The organism is Streptomyces sp. MspMP-M5 (assembly GCF_000373585.1).
In the GTDB taxonomy this organism is placed as follows: domain Bacteria; phylum Actinomycetota; class Actinomycetes; order Streptomycetales; family Streptomycetaceae; genus Streptomyces.
Genome location: NZ_KB891887.1, coordinates 102128 through 122155, shown reverse-complemented (window position 1 = coordinate 122155; position 20028 = coordinate 102128). Strand labels below are relative to the sequence as shown.

Below are 20028 nucleotides of genomic sequence, written 5' to 3'. Positions count from 1 at the left end.
CCCGCCAGTCGATGACCAGCGGAGTGCGGTCGACGTCGTCGCGCCGGATGCCGATCCGGCCGATGTGGTGGTCGCGGCCGTCCCGGAAGGCCAGTCGGCCGAAGCACAGTCCGTGCTCCCCGGCCTCGAAGCCGGCCAGCAGTTCGGCCTGTTCGGCGACCAGCACATCACGTTCCAGGCGTGCCTGGAACGTGCCCCCGGCCTGCGGGAGGGCTTCGTCCATGGTCGTCCGCGCCCCGGACCGCAGGGCGTCGAGGCGTTCGTGGAGCAGGTCCACGAATTCCTGCTCCTTACGCAATTCCTCGTTTGACAATTCAACTCCGCTCGAATATGCTGTGCAGCAGTGAGAGTTTGGGTTGCGATTTAGCTTTGGCTAAGCCTTAGAGTCGCTTTCTCGTCACACGCAAACGCTCAATATACGCGGAGAAATCCCCCGGTTGTCAAACCTCGATCGCATCGCAATGCGACGGGGTTTTTCTTTTCCCTGATTCCTGACTCCCCGGGTTCTTGGTGGGTTCCCCGGCTCCTGCCTGGTCGCCGGCGTGCGGCCGGCGACCAGGCCGTGCAGGGATTCCCGTCGTCGTGCGGTGCGCTCGGGCCGCGGGTCAGCGTCCCGGGGTCCGCGCGGCCGGGCGGCCGACCGGCCGGTCTCCGTCGGGCCGGGACCACCACAGCGCCTCGCCGCGCGTCAGCCTCGGCAGCCGGTGCTCGGCGGCGCGCACCCGACTGGCCGGGATCATGCCCTTGACCAGCCATGACGTCGTACCGCCGGCGGTCTCCACGAGGTCCGCGCCGAGCGCGGCGAGACACGAGGTGACGGCCGGCAGGGTGTCGAGGGGGATGTCCACGTCGAAGGTGTGGCAGGGCTCGTAGAGCTGCGTCCCGGCGTCGGCCAGGGCACGCCGGAGCACCAGCGGGGTCAGGCCCCGGAAGTCGCCCGCCGTGCTGAGCGGGCCCACGAAGCCCGAGCGGGTCAGGGTGACGGCGCAGTCGGTGACCGCCCAGCCGCGCGGGCCGCTGCGGAGCGCGGAATGCACCGTCTCCTCGATGGCGGTGTGGAAGGCGTGGGGGAGGGCGCCCAGCTCGGTCTCGTAGCGGAAGGCGACGCCGGAACCGCGTTGCCCGGGCTCGACCCGCAGCCCGATCGTGGCCCAGAAGCCGCTCGGGCCGGGGACCCGCCGACCGATCTCCTCGGACGCCTCGCCGACGCCGACCGGCCGTTCCAGAAGGACGGTCCTCGTGGGTTCGAAGACGGCCTCGATCCCGAAGTCGTGGGCGAGGGTCGCTGCAAGGATCTCCTTCTGGATCTCGCCGTAGAGCAGGACCGTCGTGGCGCCGTCCGGGCCCGCGCCGGCGTGGATGAGGGGGTCCTGTTCGGAGAGGTGCTGGAGGGCCGCGTGCAGCCGGGACGCCGCGCCGGGCGCCGCGTCCCGGGGGCGGACCAGCGTCCGGAGGGTGGGGGCGGGGAAGCGCGGCGGGCGGGGGTCGTCGTCCCGGCCCGCGGGATCGGTGAGCCGGTCGCCGACCCGCACCTCCGCCAGACCGCCGATCCTCGCGATGTTGCCCGGCGTCAACTGCCGTGCGCCGCCGCCTCCTTGGCGCCGTCCGACGACGTGGAGGGCGGTGATCTGACCGTGGTGCGTCAGGGGGGCGCCGTCCGGGCCGTTGCGGTGGAGGGCCACCCGCTGGCGCGCGGCCAGCGTGCCGGTGAACAGGCGCAGATAGGCGGTCTTCCTGCCGGACGGTTCGCGCTCGACGGCGAAGACCGTGCCGCGCGGCGGCGCCGCACCGTCCGGAGCCGCGCCGCCGCCGGTGGGCGCCGGCCCGAGGAGGCCGGTGATCCCGTCGACCAGCGCACCGATGCCCGCTCCGCTGCGCGCCGAGCCGAAGTGGACGGGATGGGTGGTGCCGTTCCGTGTGTGCGCGGCGAGTGCGGCGCGCAGCTCGTCGGCCGACGGGTACGGGCCGTCCACGACGCGGGCCAGCAGCGCGTCGTCGATCTCGGCCAGGGCCTCGGCGACCCGGGTGCGGAACTCCGGGTCGTCCTTGAGCGCGGGTGAGAGCACACGGGCGGACGACGTACCGAGCTCCCGCACGGTCGTCATCGGGACGAGGTGCGGGGCCAGCTTGCGCCGGATGTCGGCGAGCAGGGCGTCGTCGCGGGCGCCCAGCCGGTCGATCTTGTTGACGAAGAGCAGCACCGGCAGCCGCATGTCCCGCAGGGTCCGCATCAGGACACGGGTGTGTGCCTGGACTCCCTCGACGGCGGAGAGCACCAGCACGGCGCCGTCCAGGACGCCGAGAACGCGTTCCACCTCGGCGACGAAGTCGGAGTGCCCGGGGGTGTCGATCAGGTTGACCTGCGTGGTGCCGGCCGTGAAGGAGGCCACCGCCGAGCGCACGGTGATGCCGCGCTGCCGCTCGATGAGGCCGGTGTCGGTCTGGGTGTCGCCGGCGTCGACACTGCCGAGCCGGTCGATGGCGCCGGTGTCGAACAGCAGGCGCTCGGTCAGGCTGGTCTTACCCGCGTCGACGTGGGCCAGGATGCCGATGTTCAGGGTGTGCTGGATGTGCATGGGTGCCGAAGTCCTCGAAAGTCACCGTCCGGTAGGGGCGCTGGGGGTTTTCGAGGAATCGGCGCATGGTGGTGCTCCCGCTCTGTGGACGATCGGCCGGCGGACATCCTGGTGGCTTCATGGCGGCACCGGCAACTGAATTTCCCGGTCCGCGCGCGGGGGCGGTCGGCGTCGTGCCGTTCCGGCCCCGGCCCCTGCGGTGGCGGTGTGCGCTCGCTCGGACGCGCGGTCAGCGCCCGTGATGACGGCCCAGGGTGAGGCGGTAGAGGAGCAGGACGATCAGGGAGCCGACGATGGCGGCGAGCCACGTCGACAGATGGAAGAAGCCGTTGATCGAGTGGACCCCGAAAATCACCTTTCCCAGCCAGCCGCCCAGCAGGCCGCCCGCGATGCCGATCAGCATGGTGATCAGGCAGCCGCCGGGGTCCTTGCCGGGCATCAGAGCCTTGGCGATGGCACCGGCGATCAGGCCGATCAGAGCCCAGGCGAGAATTCCCATGTCCGCAGCCTCTCCGCAGGGATTCTTTCGATTCTCTCGATGCGTAAAGACTGGTTCCCGCCGCGACGGCTTTCACGCCGGCCTGCTGCAAACGCGTGACGGGGCGAGGCGCGGGCGGCCGGGTATGCACGAGCCCGGTACGTCCGTCAACCTCGTTTGATTGCCTGACCTGCTCAACCTAGCCTTATGACCATGACTCAGGGCTCGGACGCCGAGGACGTGGCCGGCGCGCTCTACGGAAGCATCGGGCTGCTGGCCAGGCGCCTGCGCCGGCTCCAGGCACCCGGCGATCTCTCGTTGCCCGAGCGTGCCGCGCTGGCGCGGCTGGACCGGGGCGGCCCGGCCACGGCGGCCGAGCTGGCCCGCGCCGAGCAGATCACGTCCCAGGCAATGGGGACGACCCTGGGCGTGCTGGAGGAGCGCGGCTTCGTCGAGCGCCGGCGCGATCCGCACGACGGCCGGCGGATCATCATGTCGCTGACCGAGGCCGGCGTCGAGGTGCTGCGGCACAAGCGGGACGCCCGGGCCAGGCAGTTGGCGAAGGCCCTGGGAGAGCAGTTCACGGGCGCCGAGCTGGCGACGTTGAAGGCGGCCGCCCCGCTGATCGAGCGGCTGGGCGACAGCCTCTGACGCCACGGCCCCGCCGATCCCTCGGGCGGGCCCCGGCCTGAGCCCGGGCCGTCGTCGGGCACGCCGTTGCGGCCCCGCGCGGGCTCAGTCCCGCTCGCTCCCAGGCCGAGCGGACCGTTCGTACGTGCCCACCAGGCGCGCCAGTTGGCGGCCGACCGTGCGCAGGGGTTCCTCGCTGCGGGTGACCTGCGCGGTGACCTCGGCGCCTTCCAGGGCGCCGATGATGGTGGTGGCCAGTTCCCCGGCGTCCTGGGCGCGCAGTCCGCTGCGCAGCAGCTTGTCGCGGACGAGCTGTTCCCAGTCGCGCAGGGCCGCCGCGCATGCCTGTTGGATCGGTGAGTCCGTCCCGAGTGTCTCCAGTGCCGCCGCGGTGACCGGGCACCCCTCGATCCAGCCCGACTCCCGTAGTTCTTCGGCGAGTTGACCGGCGCAGGCGTTCACCGCCGCCGCCGGATCGTCCTCCGCGTCCAGCGCGCTCTTCAGGAGCGCGGCGAATTCCCGGCTGCTGTGCTCGATGGCGGCGACCGCGACGGTCTCCTTGCCGCCGGGGAAGAAGTGGTAGACGGAGCCCAGGGTGGCCTGCGCCTCCTGGGCGATCTGCTTGATGCCTGTGCCGACATAGCCCTGCCGTTGGAGAAGGCGGGCTGCGGTGGTGACGATCCGGTCCCGGGTGCTGGTCTGCATGGTGCCACCGTACCGACTGCTGAGTAGAGCGCTCGTTCTAGTGGTGTGGTACGTTCTCGGTACGCGCTAAGTAGAGCGTTCGTTTTAGTGAGGGGCGGAAGGATTTCCCATGAGCACCAACATGAGCACCGGCACCGGCGTGCACACCGCGACGGGCGTGGCCGCCGACCGGCGGTCGGTCACCGTCATCGGCCTCGGGCCGATGGGGCAGGCGATGGCCGGCGCCTATCTGGACCAGGGCTACGAGGTCACCGTCTGGAACCGCACGGCCGCCCGCGCCGACGCCCTGGTGGCCCGTGGTGCGACCCTCGCACCGGGTGTGGCCGAGGCCCTCGCCGCCAACGAGCTGGTCATCCTCAGCCTCACGGACTACGCGGCGATGTACGCCGTACTGGAGCCGGCCGCCGCCGCGTTGGCGGGCCGGGTGCTGGTCAACCTCAGCTCGGACACGCCCGAGAAGGCCCGGGCCGCCGCCCGCTGGGCCGCCGGCCACGGAGCCGTCCAGCTCACCGGCGGCGTCACCGTCCCGCCGTCCGGGATCGGCCGCCCGGAGTCCGCCACCTTCTACAGCGGACCGCGCGCGGTGTTCGACGCCCACCGACCCGTGCTCGAAGTGGTGACCGGCAGGACCGACTACCGGGGCGAGGACCCCGGACTCGCGGCGCTGTACTACCAGATCGGCATGGTGATGTTCTGGACCTCCATGCTCGGCTACTGGCAGGCCCTCGCCCTCGCCGAAGCCAACGGTCTCCCCGCGTCCGAGATCCTCCCGCACGCCACCGAGACCGCGCAGTCCCTGCCGGGCTTCTTCGCCTTCTACGCCGAGCGCATCGACGCGGGCCGGCACCAGGGCGACGTGGACCGCCTGGCCATGGGCCTGGCCAGCGTCGAACACGTCCTGCACACCAACGCCGACGCGGGCGTCGACACCGCGCTGCCCGCCACCGTCGTCGAACTCTTCCGGCGCGGCGTCCAGGCCGGACACGGCGGGGACAGCTTCTCCAGCCTGCTGGAACTGATGAAGAAGGGCGGTGAGGGCTGACCGGCACCCGCCGCCCCGGGCCCGGCGGTTCTCCACCCGGCGGTGGAGCGGGCGGGTGGAGGCCCGGTCCGACGAGTCCGGCCCGCGGGCCGATGCCTCTCCACCCGCCCGGCTCCTAGCGTCGGTACAGGTCACCGAAGCGCCGGACCGCCCGGCGCCGGACCGTTGGAGGCCGTCGTGGAAACCGAGGACAGGCAGGGCGCGCAGCGGGGGCGCGCCCTGGGCGTACCGCTGACCGTCAACATCGTGCTACCGCTTGTCCTGTACTACGTGCTGCGGGCGCAGGACGTCACCCAGTGGCAGGCGCTGTTGCTGAGCGGTGTGCTCCCGGCCGTGCATGCACTGGTCACCGCCCTGGTGCGCCGTCGCGTCGACGTCTTCGATCTTCTCGTGGTGGCGCTGCTGACGGTGTCCGCGGGACTGTCGGCGATCGGCGGCAGCCCCCGGCTCCTGCTGCTGAAGGATGCGGCCCTCCCCGCCGTTCTGGGGCTGTGGATCCTGAGCAGCCTGTTCGCCGCCCGGCCCTTCGCGTACCACTTCGGGCGCCGACTGGCAGGCTCCGCGGGCAAGTCGGCGGCCGAGCGCGCCTGGCATGAACTCCCGGAGTTCCGGGCGGCGTTGCGGGGGCTGACCATGCTGTGGGGCGGCGCCCAACTGCTCGATGCCGCGTTGAGCACGGTGGCCGCACTGGCACTGCCGGTGGACCTGGTGCCGGTGATCGGCAAGATCCAGTCCTTTGCGATTCTCGGCGCGATGGTGGCACTGACGGTGCGCCGCAACCGTGTCTTCCGTGACCGGTACGGCGTCCCGCTGTTCGGCCTGCGGCCGCCGGTCGCCTCCGAGGCGCCGGTCCGCGTGGCGCACGACGCGGTGCGGACGTGACCCGGGGGTGACCCGGGCGTGACCCGGACGTGCAGCCTCCGACGCAGGTCGGCGGAGCGGGGCGGTGGAGGAGTGCGGAGCGGGTGAGTTGACACGGCAGCCGTCACGGTGCGGCCGGTCCGTCGTTGGACTCGTCGACAACCCGCTCCCCCCTCAACTGGAGCCCCTGATGAACTCAGTCGTACGTGGTGGTCGACGTCTGCGCGGACGTGTGCGCGCGGCGCTCTCGCTCGCGGTCGGCGCGGTCATGATGTCGGCGGCGGCCGCCGGTGCGGCCGACCTCGGCATGATCACCTACACCCACCTGGACGGGAAGGCAGATGTCCTCAAGCAGCCCGAGCCCGGCCAGTGTTACACCATCGCCGGCAAGGGCCTGACCTCCAACCTCTCCCTGGTCCGCAAGACCGCCCACTTCTACGCCGGGCGGCACTGTGCCGGAAAGCCGGTGGCCGAACTCGGCCCCGGCACGCACAAGAAGCTGAAGCGCTTCGGCTCCCTCCGCGTCGACGCCGACTGAGCCGCAGACACCACGATCGATCATCCGCCGGCGGGGCCTACTGGGGGCTCGCCGGCGGTTGCGTACGGGCCCTTGCGCGGATCACGGCCCTTGCGTGGGTCGTTCGGACCCCTGGGTGGTGCTATGCGGGCATGGGCTGCTGCAGGCGGAATGCCTGTTGGGCCAGTGCGTCGCCGGCGGGGAGGACCGCACCGTCCGCCTTGACGGCCGGGCCCTCGGTTTCGCCGGTCATCTCAGGGCGGTGCCCGCCGCTGGGAGTGACCAGGCGCTTGGCGTACGGCGAGTCGGGGTGGGCGGCCAGCACCCGCACCCGGCCGTCGCCGGAACCGCGCGGGGCGACGGGGACGACCGCCACCGACAGGCCGTTGCCGTCCTCGACGAACAGGTTGAAGTCGTCGAAGCGGAAGTAGTCGATGTCCACGATCGGCTTCGGGTAGTGGTGGTAGCCGGCCGCCGTCGGAAGCACTCCGGAGTGGGTCCCGGCAGGCAGCGGCACCGAGGCGTTGAATATCGAGTCCGTCCAGTTGGCGACCTGTTCGGCGGACTGGATCGGCGTGTTCAGGAGTTCCTCGCCGTCGTGGTAGTCGAACGACGCATAGCCGGGCAGCGTGTCGGGGAACGCCGCGACCACCCGGGCCGCGAACTGGCGGACCTGGTCGACCTTCGCCGGGTCCGCGCAGAACTGCGCCGACCACTCGATGCCCAGCGGCAGGAACAGGCACATCCACCCGTTGTGGTCCTTGACCCAGACACCGCCGCCGTGGTGGTCCTGATACGGACCGGGGGAGAACGTCCAGTCACCGGTGGTGTCGACGAGCTTGTGCATCAACGTGCGACTGGCTTTGTAGCGCGGGCTGTCGGTGCGCTGGGGGTGGTCCGCCACGGATATCGTCCATGGGTGGTTTTCGTGCTCGGTGTGGGAATCCGCTGCGGTTTGGTTTTGGTTCCCTGCCGTGGTTTGGTTCCCTGTGCTGGATTGGTTCCCTGTGGGGGTCTTCATGGTGCTCTCCATCCGAGGGCCGGGAGGCGCACGGAGCGAAGCGGAGAGACACGGAGAGAAAGGGGGAAGCGGATCGCCGAGCCGCTCGCCCTGCGCCAACTCCCGGAGTGTGGCGACAGAATTGAGTCACCCTCTACAGGAGATGCTACCGCTGTTCGCCCCGCCCGGACCGGACTCTTCCGCCCTCTCTGGCGGCGACTGCGGTGTCACGCGGGGTAGTTGCTGCCTGGTGGGGAAGGCAATGGCGACGCTCCGCGGCGAATTCGGGGGAGTGTTGTTAATCGCATCGCCGTGTCTCGATTTCCCGTAAATGGTGATAGCGGTCGGCAATGGTGGTACGACCGGCTCGCGAATTTCGTGCGGTGGCGGTTCAGGAAAGGGGATCGTCCAGTCGGTCCGGATCGGCGGGCGATCGATCACCAGAACTCGGCATGGGCGCATTCGTGCAGTATGCCGAGGCGCAGCAATCGGGCTCGGGACCGCTCCCGTGATTCCTTTGCGGGGGCGAGTTCCGCGCGCAGCGAGGTGTGGTGCGGGAGCCATTTCCGGTGCCGTGCGGCCTGGCGGGCGGCAACCTCGCCAACGCACCGCATACAGGACTGGCCCGCCGCACCACCGCACACTGGCGGGCCGCCCTGCGTGACGCCTTGACGTCCACATCATGGACTCGGGCCGCGCGGGCCTGACCGTCGCGGTGTGATTGCAGCGGGCCGGGTGTCTGCCCCGCCACACCGCGCCAGGCATCCGGTCCGCATCGGACGTGCGGAAATGGGCAGGTGGTCAGGATCCGCTCGGCTACGGTGGGCGCTGCCCCGCGCCCGCCGCGGCCGACGGCGGACCGAGGACGGACGAAAAGGGACGAGGAAGGACGAGGAATGGAACTGACCGCACTCACGCACGCCGAGCTGTCCGAGCGGCGCACCGCGCTCCGCGACGAGCACCGGCGCCTCAAGGACCGGGGCCTGCGCCTGGACCTGACCCGCGGCAAGCCGTCCGCCGAGCAACTGGACCTGTCGAAGCCCCTGTTGGGGCTGCCCGGTGAAGACAACCACACTGCCCAGGACGGTACGGACTGTCGCAACTACGGTGGTCTGCACGGTCTGCCGGAACTGCGGGCCACCTTCTCCGGGCCGCTCCAGGTGCCGGCCGAGCAGCTGGTGGCCTTCGGCAACTCCAGCCTTGAGCTGATGTACGAGTGCATGGTGGACGCCGTGCTGTTCGGCGTACCGGGGTCCACCGCGCCCTGGCCGAGGGAGGGCCGCACGGCCGTACTGTGCCCGGTGCCCGGCTACGACCGGCACTTCGCGCTCTGCGAGAAGCTCGGCATCGACATGATCCCGGTGCCGATGACCGGGACCGGCCCGGACCTGGACGAGGTCGAACGCCTCGTCGCCGACGAGCGGGTCAAGGGCATCTGGTGCGTGCCGAAGTACAGCAACCCCACGGCGGTCACCTACTCCGCCGAGACGGTGCGGCGCCTGGCCGCGATGGAGACCGCCGCCCCCGACTTCCGCATATTCTGGGACAACGCCTACGCCGTGCACCGCGTGACGGGCGAGGACGAGCCCCTCGCCGACATCCTCGGCCTGTGCGCCGAGCACGGCCACCCCGACCGGGCGTTCGTCTTCGGCTCGACATCGAAGATCACCATGGCCGGCAGCGGCGTCGCCTTCTTCGGATCCTCGCCCGCCAACGTCTCCTGGCTGCTCGGCCACCTCTCGAAGCGGACCATCGGACCCGACAAGGTCAACCAGCTGCGGTACGCCCGCTTCCTGCCCGACGCGTCCGCCGTGGACGCCCATATGGACCGGCACGCCGCCGTGCTGCGGCCCAAGTTCGAGCTGGTCGACACCGTGCTGGAGAAGCGGCTCGGCGGCACCGGGATCGCCTCCTGGACCCGGCCCCGGGGCGGCTACTTCGTGAGCCTGGACGTTCCGGACGGCTGCGCGGCGCGCGTGGTGGAGCTGGCCGGCGACGCGGGCATCGCGCTGACGCCCGCCGGAGCCACCTTCCCGCGCGGCAGGGACCCCCGGGACCGCAACATCCGCCTCGCGCCCAGCTACCCCGGCCCCGACGAACTGCTCGACGCGCTGGAGGGCCTGGCCCTGTGCGTCGAACTCGCCGCGGTGGAGCGGCTGTTGGCGTCCCCCGACATGCCGGCCTGAGCGGCCGGGGCTGCGGTCGGCTTCCGCGGCGGTGCGTCGCCCCGGGACGATCGGGAGGAAGCCGGCCGTGCCCGAGAGGGTGACGGCGTGGGCACTATGTGACCGGGCACGCTGGGTGGTTGGCGGCGCACGCTGCGGAAGGGCGCCAGGTCCGGCCGGTCCGGGTGGCGCCGCCGGGTCCGGCGGTCGTAGCCTGCTCCGCAGAGAGAGGCAGCGACAGCCCCGCGGGGACGTGTTCGGGCCGTGACGGCGACCGCACCCTGCGTCGCAGCCGGTGTCCTAGGTCCACCCGTGCGAAGCGGCTGAGGAGCGGTTATGCGAGTTCACAGGGCAACGGCAGCACTCATGGTCTGTGCCGGGGCGGCGCTGGCGGCGGCCACCGCACCGGCCTCCGTCTCCGCGGCCGCCACGCCGCCCACCACCGGCCGCGTGGCGGTCGTCGACTGTGCCGGGCAGGCCCAGGAGCGCCCCGGCACCTTCATCCTCGCCTGCGGCGACGGCAACAACGTCCTGAAGTCCCTGCGTTGGTCGCACTGGACGTCCGAGTCCGCAGTGGCGGTCGGCACGGACATGGTCAACGACTGCCTGCCGTACTGCGCGGCAGGCCACTTCCACGGCTACCCGGTCCGGGTGCGTCTCGACAACCCGCAGGTCCGGCCCGGGCACTCCGGGCAGCGGCACTACACCCGGGTGACGTTGACCTACCCCGCCGACCGGCCGGCCGGCACGCCCCGCGTCGTCACCACACAGCTCTGGAGCTGACGGCGGCAGCGCCGGTACTACGCGTGCCACGGGGGTGGTTCACTTCAACCGGCCCGCCTCGTAGGGCTGTTCGCTCCCGAGGCCGGTCGCACCGTAGGTGGCGAACACCGACATCGTGTAGCTCGCCCCCACCACCGTCGTCCCCATGGGCCTGTACGCCAACAAGGCCAAGCGGCTCGCCGACCTCCCGGACGGCGCACGCATCGCCCACCCCAACGACCCCGCCGACGAAGGCCGTGCCCTGCGACTGCCGGCCCGCGCCAAGCGGAGCGAACTGAAGCCGGGCACCGGCCTCTACGCCACCGCCGACGACATCAGCGCCAACCCCCACCACCTGTGTTTCGCCCCCCGTCAACGCCCAGCAGACGCCCCGGCTGCTCGCCGACGTGGACGCCGCGGTCATCAACGACGGCGTCGCCGCCCTCTCCGGCATCGGCGCGGAGACCGCCCTGTTCAAGGACGATCCACACAGCCCCGAGACCCGCCCCTACCTCAACGTCATCGCCGCCCGCGCCGCGGACGACCGGGACCGGTCGCTGAAGCAGGCGGCCGTTCGCTTCGGACGGCCGCCTGCCTCGTTCTCGGCGTCTCGGTTCTGGGCGCCTCAGTCCTGGGTGCCTCCGAGCGTCCGGCCGAAGAGCTCCAGCAATGCCCGCCAGTGCCGCTCGGCCGCCTCGGCGTGGTACGCGGCGGTGTCCACCTGCGTGTACCCGTGGTGGGCGCCCTCGTACAGCTCGCTGCGGTACCGCACCCCGGCGGCGTCCAGTGTCTGCTCCAGTGTCTTGATCTGCTCGGCCGTCATCGACGCGTCCTCGTCGGCGTGACCGAAGTACAGCTCCGCCGTGATGCGGTCGGCGAGCCGGTGCGGACTGTCCTCGGCATCGGTGACCACCCGGCCGGCGTGGAAGGCGGCCGCGGCCGCGATCCGGTCCGGGTACGCCGCGGCGGTACGGATGGCGAGCACACCACCCATGCAGTAACCGGTGGTGCCCACCGGACCGTCCGTGACCAGGGGAGACGCGGCCAGCCAGTCGAGGTAGGCACCGGCGTCCCGCATCGCCATGTCCGGGGTGAGGGCCTGCAGGATCGGGCTGAGCTTGGCGAAGATCTCGGGCCGCTCGGCCACGTCGATGTGTTCCGGCAGCTCCACCACCGGTGCGCGCCCGGCGCGGTGGACGACATTGGGCACCAGGACCGTGTAACCGTGTCCGGCCAGGCGCCGGGCCATCTCCTGCAACGTGGGGCGCACCCCGAAGGCGTCCATGTACAGCAGGACTCCGGGGTGCGGAGCGCCGTCGTCGGGATGGGCGAGATAGGCGTCGGCGGTCCCGTCCGGTGTGGGGAGGTCGATCGATTCACCATGCACGTTGGTCATCTTCACACCTTTCCTCAGGCATCCGGGCGACGCTCCACGAGCGGCCGCCCACCCGCCGGCCGCCTTCACGGCCGACGGACCTCCACACGGTATCCCCTTGCCTCGGACAACTTCCGCCCAGGGAGGCCGGGTAGTTCTCGCCGCCCTTGCCCGGGCGAAGCCGGGCTGACGTAGCGTCAGGTGACGGAACGCCACCGCCATCGGGAAGCAACGGCGCTGTCGGGACCCGTCAGGCACCCGCTCCCCACACCGTCTCCGCGTACCGGCAGACCACCGGCGCCAGATAGTCCACGCACGGCCCGCCCAGGTCCGCCAGCTCCTCCGGCGTGCGTACCAGGCCGATCCGGTCCAGTTCCGGGGCGCGGCCCTGTGCCGTCTCCGACGAGGCCAGTGCCGCATGCCGTTCGAGCAGCCATGACGCCGGCCGGACGGGCGCGCGGAACAGCACCCCGACACTTCTGCGGACCCCGCGCGTGACCAGCCACAGGCTGAGATCTTCGGGCGCCGCCTCATGCCCGGTTTCCTCGGCCAGTTCCCGGGCGGCGTACCAACGGAGCGTGTCGATATCGAGCGCCACATGGGGAGCGGGCGGCTCAAGGGACCCACCGGGCAGCTGCCAGCGCCCCGGCGCGGCCGTCCACGAGGACTGCCGACCCACCACCACCCGCCCGTCGTCCGTGGGCTGCACCACGGCGACGAACAGGCCCGCCAGCCATGCCGTGGCGCCCGGGACCCGGCGCAGGGCGTAGTGCCGGTAGGTCGTCCGCACCCAGGAGACGACCACTCCGTCGGCTCCCTCCCGTGCCAGCTCCGCACATGCCACCACCGGCCCGTCGAACAGGCTCGGATTGGCCCGCACCGCCGCGTCCCAGGCACGGTCCATGACCAGCCGTTCGTCGGACGACAACCCCGGCGCGGGGACTTCGACCAGGCGCACCCGCCGCACCTCCAGCACCTCCGCGCCGGAAGTGGCACCCGAGGACGACACCGTCACGACCGCACCTCCGTACGCTGCTGTTGTCCGGCCGCATCCGCCGCCCGCCCGGGGGCGAGGGCATCAGCGCCTCGAAACCGACGGGGAAGTTCCAGGCCGGCACCGTGCCTGCGGAAACCGGAGACCATCTCGAAGAGCGGCAACAGCATGCCCACAGGATCGCGCACCGCGCCGTCGTGACGGCGTTCTTACGGCGTGCTTGAGGCCGAGGCGTGCCGTCGGAACGCCCGCCGTCCGGGTGAGGAGAGGCGGGCGGGGCGTGCCGGGAATGCGCCGGGTTGTGCGCCGGCCCGTGCGGGAACTCAACCCTCGGGGATGTCCAACTGGGCTGTCTCGTAGGGGAGTTGTGGGTTGGCGGCACGTTGAGGGCGCGTGGGCCGGCGCGCCGAGTACCGGACTGGGAAGCGGCTGCTGGGCGTGCGGGCCCGCCGGTGGGGTGATCCACGCGGCAGGCCCGCACCCACGCCGTGTCCGGCGGCGTCAGGCCGCCGCGTAGGTGCCCCGACCCGGGCGCGTGACCAGGTCGGTCTTCTTCACGGCCCGGTCGAGAGTGTTGCGCACGGACTCGATCTGACCCGGGGTGGCCTCCCGGCCCAGTGCCGTGTTGATGTCCCGCGGCCGCATCGGCTCGCCGGCCTTCTTCAGCACCTCCAGCGCGGCGTCCAACAGGCTGCCGGACTCCTGTTCCGCCGCGGCCGGCTGCTTGGCCGCGACGGCACGCTTGGTGGCCGCCTTCTTCGCCCGGGGCTTCGCCGCCGCGGGCTTCTTGTCGGCCGCCTTCTTCGCCGGGCGGCGCTTGGTACGCGGCGACGTCGCAGCTCGCGGCTGCGGAACGACGGACGCGTCGGCGGCGGACTCCGCACCGGCCGCCGCCTCGGGCTCGGCCGCAACCTGCGCCGGAGCCGCCTCGGCGACAGTCGCATCGACCGACACTTCGGCGGAGGCCGATCCGGCGGCCACGGGCTGCCTGTCGGAGTGGTCGGTGCCGGTCAGCACGCGAAGGTTTTCCAGGGCGCTGCGGGCGGAATTCGCCTGCTTCACCACGGCGTCGAGTTGGTTGCGAAGGTGCCGCTCCTGCTCTTCGAGCTCGGGCAGCACGCCTTCGAGATTCTGGATGGTCTGATGGAGAACGGACTCAGTCATGTGTTTCCTAACCTCACGGGGGAATGAGATTCCAGTCACCATACGCCCAACGACCGTGAGGCGGGAGAGGGGACGGCCTTGCCGTGACGAACTGACCGACTCGTGACCTGGTATCGAAGGCCGATCCCTGACTGTGGGAGATGCTTCGGGCATAGGACCGTCGGCTGACTGGAAGTGCCCGAACCGGCGCGGATGCCCGCGGAAGCCGTGCGGCGGCTGGTGCCTTGGCGAAAGCCGGGGCAACGCGCCACCGATTCCCGGCGGGTGCTCCGGGCAGACATCAGGTGGCCTGGGCTCCCCAGGCGTTCAGGCGTGCGACCCGTACGTCCCGCGTGTGCGGAGCGGTGCCGTTTCAGTCGTCCGGGGTCTGCGCCAAGCGGAGCGCGTTGTCCTGAACCCGGCGCAACAGGCCCTGCAACTGGTCGCGTTCGGCTGCGCTGAAGCCCGCGTAGAGGGCGTCTTCGACCCGTTCCTGGACGGCCCACAGCGCGGCGATGGCCTGCTTGCCCTCGGTAGTGAGGGTGAGGTCGGCAGGGTTGTCCGCGACGGTTTCGACATACCCGCGGTCGAGCAACGGCGCTACCACGTCCCGCACTTCCGTCGACCCGGCACCGATATCGCGGCCCAGTTGATCAAGCGGCGTGCGCTGTTCGCAGGCGAGCACCATCAACAGCACCGCCTGGGAGCTGTCCAGGTCGCCGATCCGGCGCAGTTCGGCGTCGAATACCTGTCGGACGAGGGTTGCGGACACCCCGAGATTCCGGCCGAGGGTGTCGCGGATGCGGTCGGTCAACATGGTCAGGATCATCCTCATCCGTAGTTCGTAGATGCTGATGCCGGTGGCCACTCCGACGTTGAGCGACTCCACGGCGCCGGCCATCGGGATCTGCACGACCAGGTCCGCCTGTGCCTGGACGGCCTCGCTGACACCCTCGGTCTCGTTGCCGACCACGAGCGCGAGCCGCTGCCCGCGCAGCGGCGCCATCGCCTGGAGATGCGTCCCGCGGGGACTGGTCACCACGATCTGGAAACCCGCCGCGCGCAGCGCCGCCACCGCGGTCGCCGGGTCGGCGAACCGGCGGGCGCGGCAGTCGAGCACGCTGCCGCGGGATGCGTCGACGACCCGGCGGGAGGACAGATCGGTCGCCTCGTCCGTGAGCACGACGTCCCGTACGCCCAGGGCGCGTGCGGTCCGCACGATGGTGCCCAGGTTCCCCGGGTCGGCGATCCGCTCGCACACCACGGCGAAGTCACCGTAGGGTTCGGACGCCTGGACCGGCGCCGGCAGATGGGCGACCGCCAGCCAGTCCACCGGCTTCGCGCCTCCGGTGATCTTGCGCAACAGCCCCTCGCGCACGGTGTGGACGGGCACCCGGGCGTCGTTGAGCTCGTCGTACAGGCATGGTTCGCACGGCTCGCCGGTCGCGGCGTCCACCGACGTCAAGACATACGCCAGGCGTGCGCCGGCGGCCCGGGCCTGGCGGATCAGGCCCGCTCCCTCGACCAGGCAGAGACCGGCGGCGTCCCGGCCGCCACGGGTGGCCAGCGATCTCGCCGTGACGATCAGCGGATTCTTGATCGTATCGATGGGTTCCATGAGCGGTCAGGCTAGTGGGACGACCGCGAGGGGGCGCCGTAATTCTCGACCGGTGGCGCGGGCCCGGTGAGGGTTTGGGACCCTCGGGTGTCGGGTGTCGGGCGTCAGGCGTCAGCCGCAGTCCGTTCGGTGATCAGTTCGGCCAACTTCCGTGCCGGAGCGGTGGGGTTGACGGGATGGACGAGTTCCGTGCGGTAAACCAGGCGGGGTGCGGAAACGCGGACGGCGGCGACGCCCGGGAGGGTGGTCGCCACCGACAGCGGGAGTGCGGCCAGACCGTGCCCGGCGGCGACCAGGGCCGCCAGGCCGTGCAGATCGGTGCCGCGGTGACGGATCCGCGGCCCGAATCCCTCGGTGCGGCAGACGGCCCGCAGCCGGTCCAGGGGGACGGCGGTGTCGGGGGCGTCGATCCACTGTGCCTGGGACAGATCGGTCAGCCGCACTGCACGGCGCCGGGCCAGGGGATGGCCGTGCGGGAACAGCACCGCCAGCGCCTCCTCGGCCACCGCGAGGTTGGCGGTGGGACCGAGATCGGGCATCGGAAGCGGATCGCTGGGGGCGGCGGCACCGTCGACGAATCCGGCGTCGGCATCTCCGGTGACCACCTCCGCCAGCACCGCTTCCCGGCCCATGACCCGCACCTCCAGCTCCAGCGCGTGGGTGGCGGCGCGCAGTTCGGCGAGGGCCTGCGCCACGGTGGGGGCGAGGGCCGCCGGCGAGCAGGCCAGGGTCAGCCGGGTGGGCCGGGCCTGGTGCAGCCGGGCGATATCCGCACGGGCGGCGTCCAACCGCAGCAGCAGCGCCGGGGCGTGCTCCATCAAGCGCGCTCCGGACGGTGTGGGCGCCACCGGCCGGCGCTCGACCAGCCGGGTGCCCAAGTCGGTTTCCAGGGCGGCGATGTGCTGGGAGACCGCGGACTGGGTGTAGCCGAGCGCCGCCGCGGCACCGGAGAAGGAGCGCTGGTCGACAACCGCAACAAAGGTGCGCAGCAGATGCGGATCCATGCAGCGCAGTATCGCATCTGCATCAGAAACACTTATCCGTAGTGCACGAATCATCGTTGGACCTGATGCTGCGATGCGCAGCAGGATGACTGCCATGAACGCCCTGAACGACATGAACAACATGAACGATCTGAACGACAGGACATCCACCGCACACCCCGCACCCCTGGCCCGCCTCGCCCTCGTCGGCGACCGCTCCGAAGCCGTCCGCTCGCACAACCGCATCCCCGGCCTCCTCGACGCGCTCAGCACACGCGACGGACTCGACCTGGACGCCTACTGGATCCCTTCCGACGACGCGGACGAGGACCTGACCGGCTTCGACGCGATCTGGGTCCTGCCGGGCAGCCCCTACCGCAGCGAGGCAGGCGTCCTGGCCGCGATCCGCACGGCCCGCGAATCCGGCATCCCCTTCCTGGGCACCTGCGCCGGCTTCCAGCACGCACTGGTGGAGTTCGCCCGCAACGTCTGCGGCCTGACCCGCGCCGGCCACGCCGAGAACGACCCGCACCTCGCCGAGGAGGACGCGGTGCTCATCCCGCTCGCCTGTTCACTGGCCGGCCATGAGGGAACCGTCGACGTCACCCCCGGCTCCCGCGCGGCCGGTCTGCTCGGCACCGAGCGCGCCCAGGCCCGCTACCACTGCAGCTACGCCCCCAACCCCCGTCACCTGGACCTGCTGCGCGCCCACGGACTGGCCTTCACCGGGACCGACGCCGCCGGCGAGGTCCGCATCGCCGAACTGCCCGGCCACCCGTTCTTCCTCGCCACCCTCTTCCAGCCCGAACTGGACGGTGACGGCACCCGCGCCCACCCCCTGATCACCGGCCTGGCCACCGCCGCCGTCCACCACGCCCGAACCCGATGAACCCGCACCCTGGATCCACTGGATCCGCCTGGCCAGGCGCTCTTCTGCGCACGCTCCTCCGCGCCTGGCTCCGCACATGCACCGTGCCGCACGCCCACGCAGGCAGCCCGCTGGCCCCCGTCCCGGAGGCCGCACTCGCCGCCCTACGCGTGGACGGCCCGGTCCAGGCCGCCACCGCTGCGTGAGAGGCGGGCGGGGAGGCAGTCACGGGCGGGCGCTCCTCACCGTGAGGAGTGGTGCAGCCGGTAGGACCCGGACAGGTCCCGTACCTCCACCGAGGACACCACCTCATGCACCTCGTCCCCGGACAGATGCTTGCCGAGCAGGGCCAGTACGTCCTCCGACAACCGGCCCTTCAGCTCGTCCGGGCGCCCCGGCAGCAGCCCGACGGTCACATGCACAAAGGCCACCCGCTCGCCCTCCCGGTCGCCGACGTAGGTGTTCGCCGCCGGACGGAAGAAGGTCTTGCACACACCCGCCGAGCCGCTCCCTTCGAGCACCATGGGATGCAGCTCCCGCACAAATGCCTGCCGGTCGAAGACGCCGGCCAGCTGTGCGGAGTAGTCGACGGTGATGTGGGGCATGGGGGACCTCTCGGATGCGCCTTCGCTATGCAACCATTTTCCGCCATGCACCGGACAGGATGCGCCGAGCCCCCGTGCTCGCCCTCACGCGGTGGGGTGCTACACGCCCGGGCGCTCGGCCGCGTCGAGGAGGACGCGGGCGAGCTCCTGCGGCTGGGAGAACATGGGCCAGTGGCCGGTGTCCATCTCGACCAGCTGCCACCGCTCGCCGGTCAGCAGCGCGGCCACGTCAGGCGTCGGCTCGGGGCCGTCGAGCAGGCACTTGACGTACGTCGCGGGCAGCTCGCCGAGCGGACGCGACAGCACGGCGGGCTCGGTGAGCGTGGCACCGGGATGAGGCGTGGCGCCGGCCACCAGCCGGGCCACCTGCTCGCCGGTGAGCCCCTGACCCTCGAAGTCGTCAGGGCCCAACGGTGGCCAGAACCCTCCGTTCGCGGCTATCGACGCCTCCACCATGGCCCGCCCTTCGGGCCAGCCGGACACGAACGACTCCCCGTCGTGCGGGACGCCGGCATCGACGAACACCACCCGCGCCAGCCGGTCGCCGATCCGCTCGGCGGCCTGCCCGACGGGTATGCCGGAGTAGCTGTGCCCCACCAGGACGACATCCCGCAGCGCCTGGCGTTCCACCGCGTCCACGATGTCCTGCACATGAGTCTGCTGGCCGGCCGGCACACGCCGCTTCTCCGCCAGACCGGACAGCGTCACCGGGCGCGCGCCGTGCCCGGCCGCCCGCAGCTGCGGCACCACCTCCTCCCACGCCGACGACCCCAGCCACGCACCGGCAACCAGCACGAATTCCGTCATGTGGCCAACGTAACGGAGACCACTGACAATGGCCCCGCAACGCCCGCCGCCACCCCGGGAATTGGGGTCCCGAGATGAACCCCGAGATGAACCTCCGTGACGAACCACCTCACGACCACTCAAACCACCCGTTCAAATCCCCCACGCAACTCAACCAACTCAACCCACCTCAACCCCCATTCAACTCACCACCCGACTGATCGCGAGACCGTCCATGAAGATCGTCATCATCGGCGCCACCGGCACCATCGGTTCCGCCCTCGCCGACGCCCTGGAAGCGCATCCCGGGTACGAGGTGATCCGTGCCTCCCGGAGCGGCTCCGTCAAGGTCGATCTGGCGGACCCCGCCTCCATCGATGCCCTGTTCGCCGCGCTCGGCCCCGTCGACGCCGTGGTCGCGGTTGCGGCGAGCGGCACGATCTCCCGGATCGACGCCCCGTCCGACGCCGACTACTTCACCGGCCTCGACGCCAAGCTGCTCGGCCAGGTCCAGCTGGCCCGCCGTGCCGCCCGGTACCTCACCGACGGCGGATCCGTCATCCTCACCAGCGGCATCTTCGAGTTCGGCGAGCCCGGTATGTCGTTCACCGCCCTGGTCAATGCCGGTCTCGCCGGATTCGTTCGGACTGCGGCGCAAGAGATGCCGCGCGACATCCGCCTCAACGCCGTGAGCCCCGGGTGGATTTCGGAGACCCTGCGGGCCATCGGGCGCGATACGGCGGCGGGCACCCCCGTTGCCGAGGTCGTCCGCGCCTATGTCGAGCTGCTGCAGGGCACCGACCGTGGCCGCGTCGCCGAGCCGGGGACACCGGAGGCCCGCAAGGGCTGAACGCCGTTACGGGACACGGCGGTGCACCCGGCCCGGACCGGCAAATATCCGACAGCCGGGCCGTCGTCCG

The 20028-nt window shown here is 71.4% G+C and carries 19 protein-coding genes and 3 pseudogenes; 10 read left to right on the top strand and 12 right to left on the bottom strand.

The features are described from left to right. The 3 genes and pseudogenes from B073_RS0115885 to B073_RS0115875 all read right to left on the bottom strand — a co-directional run. Positions 1–298: pseudogene (locus B073_RS0115885) on the bottom strand (helicase); the annotation flags it as partial. A gap of 307 nt (positions 299–605) precedes the next feature. Beyond that, positions 606–2576, bottom strand: a complete 1971-nt coding sequence (gene otr(A), locus B073_RS0115880; protein ID WP_018539074.1) for a tetracycline resistance ribosomal protection protein Otr(A) — start codon at positions 2574–2576, stop codon at positions 606–608. 229 nt (positions 2577–2805) lie between these two features. Continuing rightward, positions 2806–3075, bottom strand: a complete 270-nt coding sequence (locus B073_RS0115875) for a GlsB/YeaQ/YmgE family stress response membrane protein (RefSeq protein WP_018539073.1) — start codon at positions 3073–3075, stop codon at positions 2806–2808. 192 nt (positions 3076–3267) lie between these two features. Between B073_RS0115875 and B073_RS0115870 the strand changes: the two genes are divergently transcribed. Next, entirely contained in the window at positions 3268–3705 is a 438-nt protein-coding gene (locus B073_RS0115870; protein WP_026247422.1) for a MarR family winged helix-turn-helix transcriptional regulator, read from the top strand. 84 nt (positions 3706–3789) lie between these two features. Here the strand turns inward: B073_RS0115870 and B073_RS0115865 are convergent, their stop codons facing one another. Then, on the bottom strand, positions 3790–4389 hold the full coding sequence (locus B073_RS0115865) for a TetR/AcrR family transcriptional regulator (RefSeq protein ID WP_018539071.1): 600 nt from the start codon (positions 4387–4389) through the stop codon (positions 3790–3792). 109 nt (positions 4390–4498) lie between these two features. On the opposite strand from B073_RS0115865, the gene B073_RS0115860 reads away from it, so the two are divergent. From B073_RS0115860 to B073_RS0115850, 3 genes are all read left to right on the top strand, one after another. Beyond that, positions 4499–5431 carry an NAD(P)-dependent oxidoreductase gene (locus B073_RS0115860; protein WP_018539070.1) on the top strand — a complete coding sequence of 311 codons (933 nt, stop codon included), beginning with the start codon at positions 4499–4501 and terminating at the stop codon, positions 5429–5431. A gap of 177 nt (positions 5432–5608) precedes the next feature. After that, positions 5609–6313, top strand: coding sequence for a VC0807 family protein (locus tag B073_RS0115855; protein ID WP_063740881.1), 705 nt, complete (start codon positions 5609–5611; stop codon positions 6311–6313). A gap of 169 nt (positions 6314–6482) precedes the next feature. Then, a complete protein-coding gene (locus B073_RS0115850) occupies positions 6483–6830 on the top strand; it encodes a hypothetical protein (RefSeq protein WP_051094019.1) in 348 nt (115 codons plus the stop codon). A gap of 121 nt (positions 6831–6951) precedes the next feature. Here B073_RS0115850 and B073_RS40085 read toward each other — a convergent pair whose 3' ends face one another. Beyond that, a complete protein-coding gene (locus B073_RS40085; RefSeq protein WP_237550638.1) occupies positions 6952–7830 on the bottom strand; it encodes a DUF6424 family protein in 879 nt (292 codons plus the stop codon). A gap of 875 nt (positions 7831–8705) precedes the next feature. Here B073_RS40085 and B073_RS0115840 point away from each other — a divergent pair. The 4 genes and pseudogenes from B073_RS0115840 to B073_RS49280 form a co-directional block, all read left to right on the top strand. After that, the gene (locus B073_RS0115840; RefSeq protein WP_018539066.1) at positions 8706–9995 is read left to right on the top strand and encodes an aminotransferase class I/II-fold pyridoxal phosphate-dependent enzyme; all 1290 of its coding nucleotides are present in this window, start codon (positions 8706–8708) and stop codon (positions 9993–9995) included. A gap of 315 nt (positions 9996–10310) precedes the next feature. Then, positions 10311–10757, top strand: a complete 447-nt coding sequence (locus B073_RS0115835) for a hypothetical protein (protein WP_026247420.1) — start codon at positions 10311–10313, stop codon at positions 10755–10757. Between the two features lie 145 nt (positions 10758–10902). Then, positions 10903–11043: pseudogene (locus B073_RS49285) on the top strand (MetQ/NlpA family ABC transporter substrate-binding protein); the annotation flags it as partial. 73 nt (positions 11044–11116) lie between these two features. Further along, positions 11117–11290 (top strand): annotated as a pseudogene (locus tag B073_RS49280) (MetQ/NlpA family ABC transporter substrate-binding protein); the annotation flags it as partial. Positions 11291–11361: 71 nt separating this feature from the next. On the opposite strand, the gene B073_RS0115825 reads toward B073_RS49280, so the two are convergent. The 5 genes from B073_RS0115825 to B073_RS0115805 form a co-directional block, all read right to left on the bottom strand. After that, complete coding sequence (locus B073_RS0115825; protein ID WP_026247419.1) at positions 11362–12132, bottom strand: dienelactone hydrolase family protein; 771 nt, start codon at positions 12130–12132, stop codon at positions 11362–11364. 229 nt (positions 12133–12361) lie between these two features. Next, positions 12362–13126, bottom strand: a complete 765-nt coding sequence (locus tag B073_RS0115820; RefSeq protein WP_018539062.1) for an NUDIX hydrolase — start codon at positions 13124–13126, stop codon at positions 12362–12364. A 480-nt stretch (positions 13127–13606) separates the two neighbouring features. Next, complete coding sequence (locus B073_RS0115815; RefSeq protein ID WP_018539061.1) at positions 13607–14269, bottom strand: hypothetical protein; 663 nt, start codon at positions 14267–14269, stop codon at positions 13607–13609. Positions 14270–14621: 352 nt separating this feature from the next. After that, a complete protein-coding gene (locus B073_RS42785; protein ID WP_018539060.1) occupies positions 14622–15866 on the bottom strand; it encodes a TrmH family RNA methyltransferase in 1245 nt (414 codons plus the stop codon). 104 nt (positions 15867–15970) lie between these two features. Then, positions 15971–16870 carry a LysR family transcriptional regulator gene (locus B073_RS0115805; RefSeq protein WP_018539059.1) on the bottom strand — a complete coding sequence of 300 codons (900 nt, stop codon included), beginning with the start codon at positions 16868–16870 and terminating at the stop codon, positions 15971–15973. 112 nt (positions 16871–16982) lie between these two features. Here B073_RS0115805 and B073_RS0115800 point away from each other — a divergent pair, with 112 nt between their 5' ends. Continuing rightward, the gene (locus B073_RS0115800) at positions 16983–17738 is read left to right on the top strand and encodes a glutamine amidotransferase-related protein (protein WP_051094021.1); all 756 of its coding nucleotides are present in this window, start codon (positions 16983–16985) and stop codon (positions 17736–17738) included. A 221-nt stretch (positions 17739–17959) separates the two neighbouring features. Here the strand turns inward: B073_RS0115800 and B073_RS0115795 are convergent, their stop codons facing one another. Together B073_RS0115795 and B073_RS0115790 are read right to left on the bottom strand one after the other, a co-directional pair. Continuing rightward, a complete protein-coding gene (locus B073_RS0115795; RefSeq protein WP_018539057.1) occupies positions 17960–18322 on the bottom strand; it encodes a 5-carboxymethyl-2-hydroxymuconate Delta-isomerase in 363 nt (120 codons plus the stop codon). Positions 18323–18421: 99 nt separating this feature from the next. Continuing rightward, on the bottom strand, positions 18422–19129 hold the full coding sequence (locus B073_RS0115790) for an alpha/beta fold hydrolase (RefSeq protein ID WP_026247416.1): 708 nt from the start codon (positions 19127–19129) through the stop codon (positions 18422–18424). A gap of 214 nt (positions 19130–19343) precedes the next feature. On the opposite strand from B073_RS0115790, the gene B073_RS0115785 reads away from it, so the two are divergent. Then, the gene (locus B073_RS0115785) at positions 19344–19958 is read left to right on the top strand and encodes a short chain dehydrogenase (protein ID WP_018539055.1); all 615 of its coding nucleotides are present in this window, start codon (positions 19344–19346) and stop codon (positions 19956–19958) included. Positions 19959–20028 lie beyond the last annotated feature (70 nt).